Genomic DNA, 14,303 nt, shown 5'->3' with positions numbered 1-14,303 from the left:
TCAGGCCTCTTCGACCTCGACCGCCGGCAACGGCGAGGTTCCGCCCTTGGCCAGCAGCTTCGCGCGCAGTTGCACGTCGATCGCGTCGGCGATTTCCGGATGCTCCTTGAGGTAAAGGCGTGTGTTGTCCTTACCCTGGCCGATGCGGTCGCCGTTGTAGCTGTACCAGGCACCGGACTTGTCGACCAGGTTGTGGGCAACGCCAAGTTCGATCAGCTCACCTTCACGCGAGGAGCCTTCGCCATACAGGATCTCGAATTCGGCCTGACGGAACGGTGGCGCCACCTTGTTCTTGACGACCTTGACGCGCGTCTCCGATCCGATCACTTCCTCGCCGCGCTTGATCGCGCCGATGCGGCGGATGTCGAGGCGCACCGAGGCATAGAACTTCAGCGCGTTGCCGCCGGTGGTCGTCTCCGGGCTGCCGAACATCACGCCGATCTTCATGCGGATCTGGTTGATGAAAATGACCAAGGTGCCTGACTTCTTGATGTTTGCGGTCAGCTTGCGCAGCGCCTGGCTCATCAGGCGTGCCTGCAGGCCGACGTGCGAGTCGCCCATCTCGCCTTCGATCTCCGCCTTCGGCGTGAGCGCCGCGACCGAGTCGATAACGACGACGTCGACCGCATTCGAGCGAACGAGCATGTCGGCGATCTCGAGCGCCTGTTCTCCGGTATCGGGCTGCGAAACCAGCAGGTCGTCGACGTTGACGCCGAGTTTCTCGGCATAGCTCGGATCGAGCGCGTGTTCGGCGTCCACGAACGCGGCGGTACCGCCGTTGCGCTGGCAGCTTGCGATCACCTGCAGGGTCAGGGTGGTCTTGCCGGACGACTCCGGGCCGTAGATCTCGACCACGCGCCCGCGCGGCAGGCCGCCGATGCCGAGCGCAATGTCCAGACCGAGCGAACCGGTCGAGACGACTTCGATCGCCTCATCGACCTTGTCGCCCATGCGCATGACGGCGCCCTTGCCGAACTGCTTCTCGATCTGGCTGAGTGCGGAGGCAAGTGCCTTGCGCTTGTTGTCGTCCATCGTGTGAATCCTCTGTCGTTGATGGCGGCGAGCGTGCCGCTGCTACGTCTCAGTCGCTAAGACGCAAACGCAAGCATGCGCCGATTGAGCGCGATTATCCCACAGCAAGGCGCGGCCGCTATCCGCAGTTTGCGCATCAGCTCGTAAGAATCCGCCGCACGCCATCGAGCGCGGCACCGACGGTCTGCCGCCGCACCGCTTCGCGATCGCCATCGAAATGGAACAGCTCCGCGCGCGCATAGCCGCCGCGCCGCTTCCAGCCGATCCAGACCGTGCCGACCGGCTTGTCCGACGTGCCGCCACCGGGTCCGGCAACGCCCGTCACCGCGACCGCCACGCCCGCGCCGTAGCGCGCGAGCGCGCCCGACACCATCTCGACGACCGTGTCATGGCTGACCGCACCGGTCCTTTCGAGCGTCTGCGGCTGCACGCCGAGCAACGCCTCCTTCGCCTCGTAGCTGTAGGCGACCACCCCGCATTCGAACCAGGTCGAGCTGCCCGGGACGTCGGTCAGCACCTTGGCGATCCAGCCACCCGTGCACGATTCCGCTGCAACGAGTGTCTGACCGCGTGCGATCAGACATTCGGCGACCGCTTGCGCGAGTGCGTACAGGCCATCGTCGCTGGTCAACCGGGGTGCCGGCATGGAGCGCTCCATCGTGGAGCGGCGATGATGCCATATCGACCGGAGCGACAGGCGCGGGCGTCATCACGAGACCGGGAAACCTTCAGAACGCATGATCGAAACCCACCTCGCCCTGCACCGCGACCTGGTAGGCCGACACGCGCCGCTCGAAGAAGTTGGTCAGCTCCTGCACGTCCTGCAGCTCCATGAACGGGAACGGGTTCCGCGCGCCGTAGCGCGACGGCAGCTGCAGCGTCGCGAGGCGCTGGTCGGCGATGTATTCGAGGTACTGGCGCATTTCCTTCAGGGTCATGCCGACCACGCCGCCGCCGAGCACGTCTTCGGCAAACGCGCATTCGCACTCGACAGCGTCGGCGATCATGGCGCCGACCTGCGCCGCCCATTCCGCATCGAACAGGTACGGCTCTTCTTCGCGCACCGTGCGCAGCACCTCCAGCGCAAACCCCATGTGCGCGGACTCGTCGCGGAATACCCATGCGGTGCCGGCGGCGAGACCCGGCAGGAGGCCGCGTGAACGCAGGAAATACACGTAGGCGAACGCACCAAAGAAGAACAGGCCTTCGATGCAGGTCGCGAAGCAGGTCAGGTTCAACAGGAAGCTGCGCTTGTCCGCATCGGAAGCCACGCGATCCAGAGCATGGACCGAATCGATCCAGCGCTGGCAGAACGCTGCCTTGCGCCGGATCGACGGGATGTTCTCGACTGCGGCGAACGCCTGCGCGCGCCGCGCCGGCTCCGGGATGTAGTTGTCGAGCAGGGTCAGGTAGAACTGCACGTGCAGCGCTTCCTCGTACAACTGGCGCGACAGGTACATGCGCGCCTCGGGCGCATTGATGTGCCTGTACAGGTTGAGCACGAGATTGTTCGCGACGATCGAATCGCCGGTCGCGAAGAACGCGACCAGGCGTTCAATCAGGTGGCGATCCGCTGGCGTCATGCGCTGCGCAAGGTGACCGAGGTCGATCTGGAAATCGATCTCCTCGACCGACCAGGTGTTCTTGATCGCGGCGCGATACATCTCGTAGAACTGCGGATAGCGCATCGGACGCAGGGTGAGGTCGAAACCGGGGTCGAGCAAATGACCGCTCACTGGCAGGCCTCGCACGTCTCGGGATTTTCGAGCGAGCACACCATCGCTTGCGCATCCGTATACGCTTTCGCGGGCGCGGCCCCGACGGTCGCTTTCGCAATCCGCGTCGCCGGTCTCGAGCGCAGGTAGTAGGTCGTCTTCAGGCCCTTCTTCCACGCGTACATGTACATGCTCGAAAGCTGGCCGATGTTCGGATTCTCGATGAACAGGTTGAGCGACTGGCTCTGGTCGATGAATGCGCCACGATCCGCGGCCATGTCGATCAGGGCGCGCATCGGCGTTTCCCACACCGTGCGATAGATCGCGCGCAACGCCTCCGGCAGTTGCACCAGCGCCTGCACCGATCCTTCGGCGAGCTTGATCGCATCGCGGACTTCGGTCGTCCAGAGACCAAGACGCTTCAGTTCGCCGACGAGATAGCGGTTCACCTGCAGGAAGTCGCCGGACAGCGTCTCGCGCTTGAACAGGTTTGATACCTGCGGCTCGATGCACTCGTAGCAACCGGCGATCGAGGCGATCGTTGCGGTCGGCGCTATCGCGATCAGCAGCGAGTTGCGCAGGCCGTATGCCTTGATCTCCGCGCGCAAGGCATCCCAGCGCACGACGTCGCGCGGCACGACGCTCCACGAATCGAACTGCAACTCGCCATGCGCGGCGCGCGTCTCCGCAAACGCAGGGTGCGCGCCCTTCTCGCGTGCGAGTTCGAGCGAGGTGCGCAGCGCCCAGTAATAGATTTCCTCGGATATGCGCGCCGACAGGGCGCGCGCCTCGGCGCCGTCGAATGGCAGGCGCAGCGCGAACAGCACATCCTGCAGGCCCATCAAACCGAGGCCGACCGGACGCCAACGCAGGTTCGACGCACGCGCGCTGTCGATCGGGTAGAAGTTGAGGTCGATCACGCGATCGAGCTGGCGCACCGCAACCTGCACCGTGACGCTCAGCTTGTCGAAGTCGAACTCGACGCCGTCGTGGTGCTGCGCGAGATTGATCGAACCGAGGTTGCACACGGCGGTCTCGCCATCGCTGGTGACCTCGATGATCTCGGTACACAGATTGGACAGGTGCACCGTATTGCCGGCTTTCGCGGTCTGGTTGCTGGCGCGGTTGCAGGCATCCTTGAACGTCATCCAGCCATTGCCGGTCTGCGCAAGCGTGCGCATCATGCGCGCGTACAGGTCGCGTGCCTGCACCGTGCGGCGCGCGAGACCACGCGCTTCCGCCTGCGCGTAGGCCTGGTCGAACGCCTCGCCCCACAGGTCCGGCAGTTCCGGCACATCCTTCGGATCGAACAGCGACCAGCGACCGTCGTCGTCGACGCGGCGCATGAACAGGTCGGGGATCCAGTTCGCAAGGTTCAGGTGATGCGCGCGACGCGCGTCGTCTCCGGTGTTGTCGCGCAATTCGAGGAAAGCCTCGATGTCCGCATGCCACGGTTCGAGGTACACGCAGGCGGCACCCTTGCGCTTGCCGCCCTGGTTGACCGCCGCGACCGAGGAGTCGAGCGTCTTCAGCCACGGCACGATGCCGTTGCTGAGCCCATTGGTCGAACGGATCAACGATCCTTCCGAGCGCACGCGGTGCCAGGCGAGGCCGATGCCACCGGAGAACTTCGACAGCAGCGCGACGTCGCGGTACTTGGCGTAGATCGCCTCGAGCGAATCCTCCGGCGAGTCGAGCAGGAAGCAGCTCGACAACTGCTCGTGGCGCGTGCCGGAATTGAACAGCGTTGGTGAACTCGGCACGTAGTCGAGCCGCGCGAACAGGCCGTACAGCTCGATCGCATCCGCTGCGCTTTCGCTCAGCGCGCAGGCAACGCGCAGCCAGAAGTGCTGCGGCGTCTCGATCACCTGACGCTGGGTCGGATGCTTGAGCAGGTAACGGTCGTAGAGCGTGCGCAGGCCGAAATACTCGAAGCGCTGCGTGTGCTGCGCATCGACGGCATCGTTGAGCTTGCGCGCATTCGCTTCGACGAACGCGAGCACGCGCTCGTTGATCAGGCCGGCGTCGTAGCCGAGGCGGATCGATTGCGAGAACGAATGCACCCCCTGCCCCTGCACTTCCTTGTCGATGTAGCCGGCGAGCAGACGCGCGGCGACCTTCGAGTATTCCGGTTCCTCGGCGATGAACGACGCCGCGGTGCGGATCGACAGCTCGTCGAGCTCGCGCGTGGTCGCGCCGTCGTAGAGGCCGGCGATCGTCTTCAGCGCGACACGCATGGGATCGACGTCGGCGAGGCCCTCGCAGCAGCGCGTGACCGCACGCACGATCTTGTTGAGGTCGACCGGCTCTTGCGCGCCCGAGCGCTTGGTGACCAGCATCGACACCGGCCCGGCGTGCGGCGCGGTCAGCTGGAATCCGGACTGGTCGGGTTCGGCAACCGCGGACGCGACGGCTTCGACGACTTCTGGGCGGGACATGGCAACTCTCCTTCGCGAGCGGTGACGCGCAGGAGAACCGCACGACGGCGCACGGCATGAGACGCGCGGCCGCCGGCGTCGCTCCCGCGAGCGAAAGAAGGACCTTGCGGAAATGCCAGACGAAAGCGACGCGGACACTCCGATCGGAGGCGCGACGACTTTCGGCGTGCCCCTCCCACGAGGGCCTTCGAGCCTGCATCGCGCCTTGCGGCGCAACGGTCGAGGCGGTATTCGGACTGGCGGGTCGAGGGCATGCCCTCGTGACTCCCGTTCACCGTTGCGGGGCAGTTCCGGATTCGCACCGGATTCCCTCGTCGGCCTTTCGGCCTTCGACCCAGATGTTGTGCTGGGCGCCGTCGACCAACCCAAGATATTCGATCCCGGTCGAATGATCAAATGCGCGATCGAGGGTTCCGTATTAAGGCTTTCGCCCTGCTTCGGCGTAACAGGAGGTATCCCACGGAGAATCGACATGGCCCGCCACACACTTCTTGCCACCCTGCTGCTGACGACACTCGCGGCTACCGCCCGTGCCGACATCCTGATCGGCAGCTACGGCAGCGGTATCAGCAACGAGTCCCTGCGCGCATTCGCCGACAATGCGAATGGCGACGTGGCGCCGATCCGCGTCCTCGGGGGGCCGAACTCGACCCTGATGGCGCCTGCGGGTGGAGCGTTCGATGCTCGCGAGGGTTCTGTCTTCGTCGCCGACTTCTGGGCGCAGGCGATCCGCGTGTTCCCGGCGTATGCGGACGGCGACGTCGCACCGCTACGCGTGCTCGACGCGCCGATCCTCGGCCAGGTACGCACGCTTGCACTCGATCCCGTGCACGGCGAGATCATCACGACGACGAGCGGCTGTTGCGTCGCCGGCTTCGCGCTCGACGCCAGCGGCAGCAGTGCACCGCGGCTGCACTCGCTGAACTGGGGTGGCGGCGCGGGCAGCGTCACGCAATTGAACTATCCACCCTCTCTGGCCTACCTCGCATCCAGCGATGAAGTCGCGGTGGCGGACAGCGACTTCGGTCCTTCCTACGCGCCGAAGGTACTCGTCTTCAATCGCGCCGATGACGGCAACACCGCACCGAAGCGCGTCCTCAAGGGCAGCCAGACCGGTTTCGGCAACTGGGTCGCAGGCGTCGCCTGGGATGCCGGTGCCCACGTACTTTACGTTGCGGCGAGCACCAACAATCCCGACTCGACGACCTCGGCTCGCATCCTCGCGTTCGACGACCAGGCGGACGGCGATGTCGCCCCCCTGCGCACGATCGGGGGCGCCGCGACGCAACTCAACCTGGGTGTCGGCGCGCACGTGCAAGGCCTCGCGATCGATCCGATCGGCCGCCGCGTGATCGCCAGCATCAGCGCCGACACCGACGCACTCGCCAACAAACTGCTGGTATTCAGCCTCGACGACGACGGCGATGTCGCACCGATGCAGGTGATCGCCGGCGCCCAGACCGGCATGCTAGCCATCGGTGCGCCGATCTGGGTGCCGACCGACGCGATCATGCACGACGGATTCGATTGACCTGTCGACCCGGCGACGAGCCGGCCGCTGCCGGGACGAACGACGGACCGCTCGGCGCATTCGTGCGCCGGCGAAGTCCTCGATCGGCGGCTGCGCCGCGGCGATGTCGTGATCCCTGACGATCGCGCCGAGACAACGCCTGCACCCTCAGCCGAACTGCACGGACAGCATCGAGACGGACCCGCCATCCATGCCCTCGACAGGAAACGTCACCGGGTCGCTTTCTTCGCTGGCACCGAGTACGTACAGCAGCGGCAGATAATGCTCGGGAGTCGGTACCGAAAGTTCCGCGTCCCGGCCCAGCGACTCGTAGGCCACCAGCGGCTGATGGTCACCCTGCAACACCAGTTCGCGTACTTTCCCTTCAAAGCGCAACCCCCAGTCGAACGGCGCGGCCGGACGGCTGCCCCAGGCATAGGTGTGCAGGTTGTGCACGATGTCGCCGCTGCCCGCCAGCAGGATCCCTTCGTCGCGCAGCGGGCGCAGCATCCGGCCCAGGCCGTAGTGGAAAGATGGTGGTTGCGATTCGTCGATGCTCAGTTGCACCACCGGCACGTCGGCGGCAGGAAACACGTGCCGCAACACCGACCAGGTCCCGTGGTCCAGTCCCCACGGGATGTCCGTGCGCACGGCCAGCGGATGCAGCAGTTCACATACGCGATGCACCAGGTCCAGATCGCCGGGCGCGGGGTACTGCACCTCGAACAACTCGCGCGGGAAGCCGCCGAAGTCGTGGATCGTACGCGGGGATTCCGTCGCGGTCAGCGCGGTAGCCGGGAGGTACCAATGCGCCGAGATGGACAGTACTGCGCGCGGCCGCGGCAGATTCCGCCCGAGCGCCGCCCAGCCGCGGGTCCATTCGTTGTCCTGCAGCGCATTCATCGGATTGCCGTGACCGAGGAAGATCACCGGGAAGCGGGAACTCATGGCATGGCCTCTGGCGGAGAGTGCGGCCATGCTATCGCTCCACGGGGCCGCCGGCTCCGAACTGCTGCGCGCGCAAGCCCTCCGGCGTGATCGGCACTCCGCCGGGGGCAATCGGCACCGCAGTCGCCCAGCAGCAGCTGCACGGCGCCCCGTGCTTCTGGAACTCGCCGCCGATGAACACCGGCACCGGGCGAACGCGCTCCGATGATCGGCAGGCGGAGCCGATCGTTCGCGCCGACGAACTCGACCGGAGGTCGTCGCCCGGCAGTACGGCCACGCTAGACTACGCGGCCAGCCAGCGAGGCCGGAACGGATGTCTGTCGTCGACAGCTCGCAACACACCCCACTCATGCGTCAATACTTCGCCGCCAAGGCGGAGTTTCCGGACACGCTCGTGCTGTTCCGCATGGGCGACTTCTACGAATTGTTCTACGACGACGCACGCAAGGCGGCGCGTCTGCTCGACATCACGCTGACCCAGCGCGGCGCATCGGCGGGCGCGCCGATCCCCATGGCCGGCGTGCCGTACCATTCGGTCGAAGGCTATCTCGCGAAGCTCGTGAAGCTCGGCGAGTCGGTCGCGATCTGCGAACAGATCGGCGATCCAGCGCTGGCGAAGGGGCTGGTCGAACGCAAGGTCGTGCGCGTGGTCACGCCCGGCACGGTCACCGATGCCGCGCTGCTGGAGGAGCGCCGCGACAACCTTCTGCTGGCGATTGCTGCCGGGCGTTCGAACTACGGCCTCGCCTGGATCGATCTTTCGACCGGGCGCTTCCTGCTCAGCGAAGTCGCCGACGCCGAAGCGCTCGCGGCCGAACTCGCGCGGCTGACGCCGGCCGAAACCCTGGTCGGCGAGGATGTCGCGTGGCCGAACTTCGTCATCGCCCTGCCCGGCTTGCGCAAGCGTGCGCCGTGGCACTTCGACATGATCACGGCACAACGTGAACTCGCGCGCTTCTTCGGTACGCGTGACCTGTCCGGCTACGGCGTGGATGGACTGCCGCTCGCGGTCTCTGCGGCTGGTGCACTGTTGGGTTACGTCGAGGAGACGCAGAAATCCGCGCTGCCGCATCTCGCCGGACTCGCAGTCGAGAGCGCCGACGAGACCGTGGCGATGGACGCGGCGACGCGGCGCAACCTCGAACTCGACACGCATGCAAGCGGCAATCGCGACGTCACCCTGCTCGGCGTGCTCGACCGCTCGATCACGCCAATGGGCGCGCGCCTGCTGCGCCGCTGGCTGCACCGCCCGTTGCGACGGCGCGAGGTCCTGCAACGCCGTCAACACGCCATCGAAAGCCTGCTCGACCAGCGTGGATTCGAGCCGTTGCGCGAGATCCTGCGCGGCGTCGGCGATCTCGAACGCATCCTCGCGCGCGTGGCGCTGCGGTCGGCGCGGCCACGGGATCTTTCGACGCTGCGCGATGGACTGGTACTGGCGCCTCGATTGAAGCAGATGCTCGCTGCCTGCGACAGTCCGCTCCTGCACGACCTCGTCGACCGCCTCGGCGAACATGCCGGCACCGCGGCGCATCTTGCCGACGCCGTGGTCGAGTCGCCGCCGGCGATCGCGCGCGACGGCGGCGTGATCCGCGCCGGTTTCGACGCCGAACTCGACGAACTGCGCCTGCTGTCGACGAATGCCGACCAGTTCCTGGTCGATCTGGAGGAACGCGAGAAAGCCGCCACCGGCATCCCGACGTTGAAGGTCGGCTACAACAGCGTGCACGGCTACTACATCGAGATCAGCAAGGCGCAATCGGACAGGGCACCGACCCACTACACGCGGCGGCAGACGCTGAAAGGCGCCGAGCGCTACATCACCGAGGAGCTCAAGGCGTTCGAGGACAAGGTGCTCAGCGCGCGCGAGCGTTCGCTGATGCGCGAGCGTGCGCTGTATGACGCGTTGCTGGACTTGCTGCTCGCGCGCCTCGCACCGTTGCAGGCAGCCGCTGCCGCCATCGCCGAACTCGATGTGCTCGCAAATCTCGCCGAACGCGCCGATGCACTGCGCTGGAACCGTCCCGCGCTCGTCGACGAGGACGGCATCCGCATCGTGCGAGGTCGCCACCCCGTGGTCGAGCAGGTGCGCAGCGAGCCGTTCGAGCCGAACGACCTCGCGCTAGGCGAGGGTCGCCGCATGCTCGTCATCACCGGACCGAACATGGGCGGCAAGTCGACCTACATGCGCCAGGCCGCGCTGATCGTGCTGCTCGCGCATATCGGCAGCTTCGTGCCGGCGGACGCGGCGACAATCGGTCCTGTCGACCGCATATTCACCCGCATCGGCGCCGGTGACGACCTCGCGCGCGGCCAGTCGACGTTCATGGTCGAGATGAGCGAGACCGCCAACATCCTCCACAATGCCAGTGCGTCGAGCCTCGTGCTGATGGACGAAATCGGTCGCGGCACCTCCACCTACGACGGACTCGCGCTCGCGCGTGCATGCGCGGTGCACCTCGCGACGACGAATCGTGCCTACGCATTGTTCGCGACCCACTACTTCGAGCTGACCGCACTCGCCGGCGATTTCGACGACATCGCCAACGTGCATCTCGACGCGGTCGAGTACGGTGACCAGCTCGTCTTCATGCACGCGGTCAAGGAAGGCCCGGCCAACCGCAGCTTCGGCCTGCAGGTCGCCGCACTCGCCGGATTGCCCAAGGCGGTGATCGGTGATGCGCGGCGCACGCTGGCAGAACTTGAACGCGGCTCGCACGCCAGCGCGCCCGCAACCGCGCGGAGCCGCGAAGCATCGCCGCAACTCGGCCTGTTCGCACCATCCGTTCCATCCCAGGCCGAGCAGGCGCTGCGCGACCTCGATCCGGATGCGCTGTCGCCGCGCGAAGCACTCGATATGCTCTACCGACTCAAGCGACTGGCGGAGTGAAGCCGCATGCACGCCCTTCCGCGCAACTTCCGCGCGGACGGCCCTTGCCTTCACCGTTCGCGCTGAATGCAGGCCGACCGCCGTAGTCGAAGCGCTCTGGACAATGCCGGCATGCGCGTTCGACTCGCACCCCTGGCCTGCGCCCAGGGTGAGCGGGGACTGTCGACGCAGCGCACACGCTGATCGCGACGCCGCTTCACTCGGGCGCGCCGTCCCCCGCGGCAGGACGCACTACATCGCGTCGATGTCACCGAGCGCGCGGATCAGGCGGCGTGCGCGCTTGTCCGGCTTGGTCGGCGGCTTGGCGTAGCCTGCGCCGGTGAGTCGGCGTTGTTCGGCAGCGGCGTCGCGCGCGGCACGGCCGGCCTCGGTTTCGCGGTACAGCTTTTGCGCGATGCTCGCCGGTCCGCGCGCCTCGCTGAGCGCGAGCACGTCGATCTCCCAGCGTTCCTCGCCGCGTACGATCCGCAGGCGATCGCCGACCTGTACGCCACGCGCGGGTCGGGCAGCGCCGGTCTCCAGTTCGATCTTGCCGCCTTCGATCGCCTGCTTGGCGAGCGAACGGGTCTTGAAGAAGCGCGCGGCCCACAGCCAGATGTCGAGGCGGACCGCGGCCGGATCCGGCCCAGGCGCTGGTCGATGTTCGTGTTTCATGCGCGCATGATCGCGCAAGCGCATGCGAACCGGTAGCGCGTCGATCAGGGTTTCGCGAGCGGTTCAATGCCGCGTTCCCGCAAGCGGCTCGCGAGTTCGGCGCTCGCGGGCAATGCGAGCCCGCCGTAGTGCGCATCAAGTTCGGCCAGCCTGCGCGCGGCTTCCTTGAGGTCACCCGCGTCGAACGCCGAACGCGCGTCGGCATTTGCCCGCGCAATCTCGACGCTGCGCTGGGCACGGCAGCCTTCGGCATCGCGCGTCTCGATGCGCGGTGCATCGAGTGCCTGCAACGCGTGCTCGAACGTGCGCGCATCCGCCGGCTGGTGGCCGCCGTCGCGAATCGGCAGGTCGACGAGGTTGGAAACGCAAAGCGAGTGCGCGGACGCATGACTGCGCCGGTCCGTACTGGCCGCGGCTTCGTCGCGCGTTCCAGTGACATAGACGAGGCGCGTGCCGCGCTCGAACTGTCCAAACAAGCCCGCGTCGGGCAGCGGCACCTCAGGCGACCCGAACGGATCGCTGCCTGCATTCAGCAACGCGCCGCGGAACACGTCCGGAAACGCAAGCGCGACGCGCATCGCAACGCGCGCTCCACCGGAGAATCCGCCGATGTACACCCGCTGTGGATCGAGCGGATAGCGCTGGCGCACATTCTCGTAGCCCGACAGTGCCAACGGAACGCGGCGGCCGAGCACGTTCTGTTCGTTGCCGGAACGTTCGGCGGTGACCGCGATAAGCTGTTGACGACGGAGCACCGCCAGCCATTCACGCGGCAGTCCCTGCGCATCCCACGGCGGCACGAACACCAGCAGGCCGTAGCCAGCCGCGGGCGCCGCGCCGTCAGGCACGTACAGCTCGAACCGCTCCTGCGCGAGATCGATCGCCAGGGTGTCGGTCGAACCGCGCGCCTTGGCGAGTTGCTCACGCAGCGCCTGCGCGAGCAGAGGGCTGAACATGCGTTCGAGCAAGGCCTCGTTGCGCGCGAACGGCGCAGGCTGGTCGAACACCAGGTCGTGCTGGACCGCCGCGGAACATGGTACGGCGGCCGCAGCGCAAAGGACGGCGAGACGGCGAGCGAAATGTAGGGGCATCCACACCTCCAACGGTGTTCCAGTAGACACCGGCGCCACCGCGGGCGCGCGACGCGCGCAACGCCCCGACGCGCGCCGAAGGCATTCTGGCGGATCGTGCCGGAATCACGTTCCCTGAACGCCAACCGCTTGTCCGATAATTCAGTCGCTTGTTGCGCACCATTCGTGTATGGTGCGCGGTGTTTGTTGCGCCGCCACGCGGTTTTCCCTCTGGAACGTGATCCTGATCGCTGCCTCTTCGGCTTAGATCCACGCTCCGCGCCGATCGGCTTTCGTCGCAACCAATCCGGAATCGCCGGCCACCACGGCCCGTCGATCCGCCATCTTCGACCCTGCAGCGCGGTTCTATGGGAACGCTCCGGGTTCGCGCCGATCCTCACCGATCGGTGACCTGCGTCCGAGCGACCGGGCTCCCGCCAGCATTGGCCGGAGCACCTGCCTGCGCGTGACGCTCCCAACACTGGAGTTGTCCAAAATGTCTTTTGAATCCTTGGGCCTTGCGCCCGCGCTGCTGCGCGCGCTGACCGAGCAGGGCTACACCAATCCGACCCCGATCCAGACCGCGGCGATTCCGCCGGCGCTGGAAGGCAAGGACCTGCTCGCCGGCGCACAGACCGGCACCGGCAAGACCGCCGCGTTCGCGCTGCCCCTGCTCGACCGCATCTACGTCAGCGACCGCAAACCCGCGCAGCCGAAGACGCCGCGCGCGCTGGTGCTGACGCCGACGCGCGAGCTCGCTGCACAGGTGCACGAAAGCGTGCGCGGTTACGGCAAGCACCTCGGCGTGCGCGCGACCACCATCTTCGGCGGCGTCGGCATGCAGCCGCAGGTCGAAGCGCTTCGTCGCGGCGTCGAGATCCTCGTCGCCACGCCGGGCCGCCTGATCGACCACATCCAGCAGCGCAGCGTGAACCTGTCGCACATCGAGGTGCTGATCCTCGACGAGGCGGACCGCATGCTCGACATGGGCTTCCTGCCCTCGATCAGGCGCATCCTCGGCCATCTGCCGAAGCAGAACCGCGTGACGTGGCTGTTCTCGGCCACGTTTGCGCCGGAGATCAAGGCGCTCGCGAATGAATTCATGCGCTCGCCGGTCGAGATCCAGGTCGCCAAGCCGAACAGCGTGGCGACCACCGTCACGCATCGCGTGCATCCGGTGGATGCGACGCGCAAGCGCGACCTGCTGCTGCACCTGCTGCAGAACGACGCGCGCCAGACGCTCGTGTTCGGGCGCACCAAGCACGGCGCGGACAAGCTCGCGCAGATGCTCGACAAGGCTGGCCTGCGCGCCGCCGCCATCCATGGCAACAAGAGCCAGGCGCAGCGCACGCGCGCATTGAAGGACTTCAAGAGCGGCAAGGTCGCCGTGCTCGTCGCAACCGATATCGCCGCGCGCGGCCTCGACATCGACCAGCTGCCGATGGTCATCAACTACGACCTGCCAATGGTCGCCGAGGATTACGTGCACCGCATCGGCCGTACCGGCCGCGCCGGTGCGGAAGGTCTGGCGATCTCGCTCGTCTCGCACGAGGAAGACGGCCTGCTGCGCGACATCCGGCGCCTGCTCAAGCAGGACATCGCGGTCGAGGCGATTGCCGGCTTCGAGCCGTCGCGCCCGCTGCGGGTGGACGATTCCGCGCGCTCGCGACCGGTGCAGAACCAGCGTCCGCCGCAGCGCCATGCGCGCCGCCCGCACGCCGGCAGCAGCAACGGAAACGGCACCGCTGCCCATCCGGGTGCGCGCAACCGCAAGCCGCAGCGCGGCGGTGGCAGCCAGCGCAACTCCTCGCGCCCGGCCTGATACACCCGTTCACGCTCGACGAAAGGCCCGCCTCGGCGGGCCTTTTTTATGTCCATGGATGGACGGTATGACGGGAATGCAGGAGCAATTCCCGGCATGTCCATGGATGGACGGTATGACGGGAATGCAGGAGCAATTCCCGGCATGTCCATGGATGGACGGTATGATGGGTCCGCGGATGCTCCCGGCATCCGCGAACACTCCCCACATCCCTGTGGGTCGGA

General features: G+C 66.7%; 10 protein-coding genes and 1 riboswitch. Of the genes, 3 read left to right on the top strand and 7 right to left on the bottom strand.

Features of this window, described 5'->3' with window-relative positions; genetic code table 11:
* The 4 genes from recA to ACILRJ_RS04620 all read right to left on the bottom strand — a co-directional run bounded on the left by recA (position 1) and on the right by ACILRJ_RS04620 (position 5,185).
* The gene (gene recA / locus ACILRJ_RS04635) at positions 1–1,032 is read right to left on the bottom strand and encodes a recombinase RecA (protein ID WP_395680885.1); all 1,032 of its coding nucleotides are present in this window, start codon (positions 1,030–1,032) and stop codon (positions 1–3) included.
* A 136-nt stretch (positions 1,033–1,168) separates the two neighbouring features.
* A complete protein-coding gene (locus ACILRJ_RS04630) occupies positions 1,169–1,678 on the bottom strand; it encodes a CinA family protein (RefSeq protein ID WP_395680883.1) in 510 nt (169 codons plus the stop codon).
* 82 nt (positions 1,679–1,760) lie between these two features.
* Positions 1,761–2,720, bottom strand: a complete 960-nt coding sequence (locus tag ACILRJ_RS04625; RefSeq protein WP_395682028.1) for a ribonucleotide-diphosphate reductase subunit beta — start codon at positions 2,718–2,720, stop codon at positions 1,761–1,763.
* Positions 2,721–2,764: 44 nt separating this feature from the next.
* Positions 2,765–5,185 carry a ribonucleoside-diphosphate reductase subunit alpha gene (locus tag ACILRJ_RS04620; RefSeq protein ID WP_395680881.1) on the bottom strand — a complete coding sequence of 807 codons (2,421 nt, stop codon included), beginning with the start codon at positions 5,183–5,185 and terminating at the stop codon, positions 2,765–2,767.
* Positions 5,186–5,389: 204 nt separating this feature from the next.
* Positions 5,390–5,533: riboswitch (cobalamin riboswitch) on the bottom strand.
* A 124-nt stretch (positions 5,534–5,657) separates the two neighbouring features.
* Here ACILRJ_RS04620 and ACILRJ_RS04615 point away from each other — a divergent pair.
* Positions 5,658–6,716: a hypothetical protein gene (locus tag ACILRJ_RS04615; protein WP_395680879.1), complete on the top strand. Its 1,059-nt coding sequence runs from the start codon at positions 5,658–5,660 to the stop codon at positions 6,714–6,716.
* A gap of 147 nt (positions 6,717–6,863) precedes the next feature.
* On the opposite strand, the gene ygiD is transcribed toward ACILRJ_RS04615, so the two are convergent.
* On the bottom strand, positions 6,864–7,673 hold the full coding sequence (gene ygiD / locus ACILRJ_RS04610; protein WP_395680877.1) for a 4,5-DOPA dioxygenase extradiol: 810 nt from the start codon (positions 7,671–7,673) through the stop codon (positions 6,864–6,866).
* 283 nt (positions 7,674–7,956) lie between these two features.
* Between ygiD and mutS the strand changes: the two genes are divergently transcribed.
* A complete protein-coding gene (gene mutS, locus ACILRJ_RS04605; RefSeq protein ID WP_395680875.1) occupies positions 7,957–10,533 on the top strand; it encodes a DNA mismatch repair protein MutS in 2,577 nt (858 codons plus the stop codon).
* A gap of 231 nt (positions 10,534–10,764) precedes the next feature.
* Here the strand turns inward: mutS and ACILRJ_RS04600 are convergent, their stop codons facing one another.
* Together ACILRJ_RS04600 and ACILRJ_RS04595 are read right to left on the bottom strand one after the other, a co-directional pair.
* On the bottom strand, positions 10,765–11,187 hold the full coding sequence (locus ACILRJ_RS04600; RefSeq protein WP_395680873.1) for an RNA-binding S4 domain-containing protein: 423 nt from the start codon (positions 11,185–11,187) through the stop codon (positions 10,765–10,767).
* 44 nt (positions 11,188–11,231) lie between these two features.
* A complete protein-coding gene (locus ACILRJ_RS04595; protein WP_395680871.1) occupies positions 11,232–12,278 on the bottom strand; it encodes a hypothetical protein in 1,047 nt (348 codons plus the stop codon).
* A 475-nt stretch (positions 12,279–12,753) separates the two neighbouring features.
* On the opposite strand from ACILRJ_RS04595, the gene ACILRJ_RS04590 reads away from it, so the two are divergent.
* A complete protein-coding gene (locus tag ACILRJ_RS04590; RefSeq protein ID WP_395680869.1) occupies positions 12,754–14,079 on the top strand; it encodes a DEAD/DEAH box helicase in 1,326 nt (441 codons plus the stop codon).
* Positions 14,080–14,303: the final 224 nt, after the last annotated feature.

The sequence above is a fragment of the Dokdonella sp. genome (genome assembly GCF_044227025.1).
Lineage (GTDB): Bacteria > Pseudomonadota > Gammaproteobacteria > Xanthomonadales > Rhodanobacteraceae > Dokdonella_A.
The sequence above is the reverse complement of the archived record's forward strand: the minus strand, read 5'-3'. Positions and strand labels throughout refer to the sequence as shown.

Bases quoted from the DNA above. Each gene is read 5' to 3' on its own strand.
- ACILRJ_RS04615 (WP_395680879.1), top strand. From the start codon at position 5,658: ATGGCCCGCCACACACTTCTTGCCACCCTGCTGCTGACGACACTCGCG.
- recA (WP_395680885.1), bottom strand. From the start codon at position 1,032: ATGGACGACAACAAGCGCAAGGCACTTGCCTCCGCACTCAGCCAGATC.
- ygiD (WP_395680877.1), bottom strand. From the start codon at position 7,673: ATGGCCGCACTCTCCGCCAGAGGCCATGCCATGAGTTCCCGCTTCCCG.
- ACILRJ_RS04620 (WP_395680881.1), bottom strand. From the start codon at position 5,185: ATGTCCCGCCCAGAAGTCGTCGAAGCCGTCGCGTCCGCGGTTGCCGAA.
- ACILRJ_RS04625 (WP_395682028.1), bottom strand. From the start codon at position 2,720: ATGCGCTATCCGCAGTTCTACGAGATGTATCGCGCCGCGATCAAGAAC.
- mutS (WP_395680875.1), top strand. From the start codon at position 7,957: ATGTCTGTCGTCGACAGCTCGCAACACACCCCACTCATGCGTCAATAC.
- ACILRJ_RS04600 (WP_395680873.1), bottom strand. From the start codon at position 11,187: ATGAAACACGAACATCGACCAGCGCCTGGGCCGGATCCGGCCGCGGTC.
- ACILRJ_RS04595 (WP_395680871.1), bottom strand. From the start codon at position 12,278: ATGCCCCTACATTTCGCTCGCCGTCTCGCCGTCCTTTGCGCTGCGGCC.
- ACILRJ_RS04590 (WP_395680869.1), top strand. From the start codon at position 12,754: ATGTCTTTTGAATCCTTGGGCCTTGCGCCCGCGCTGCTGCGCGCGCTG.
- ACILRJ_RS04630 (WP_395680883.1), bottom strand. From the start codon at position 1,678: ATGCCGGCACCCCGGTTGACCAGCGACGATGGCCTGTACGCACTCGCG.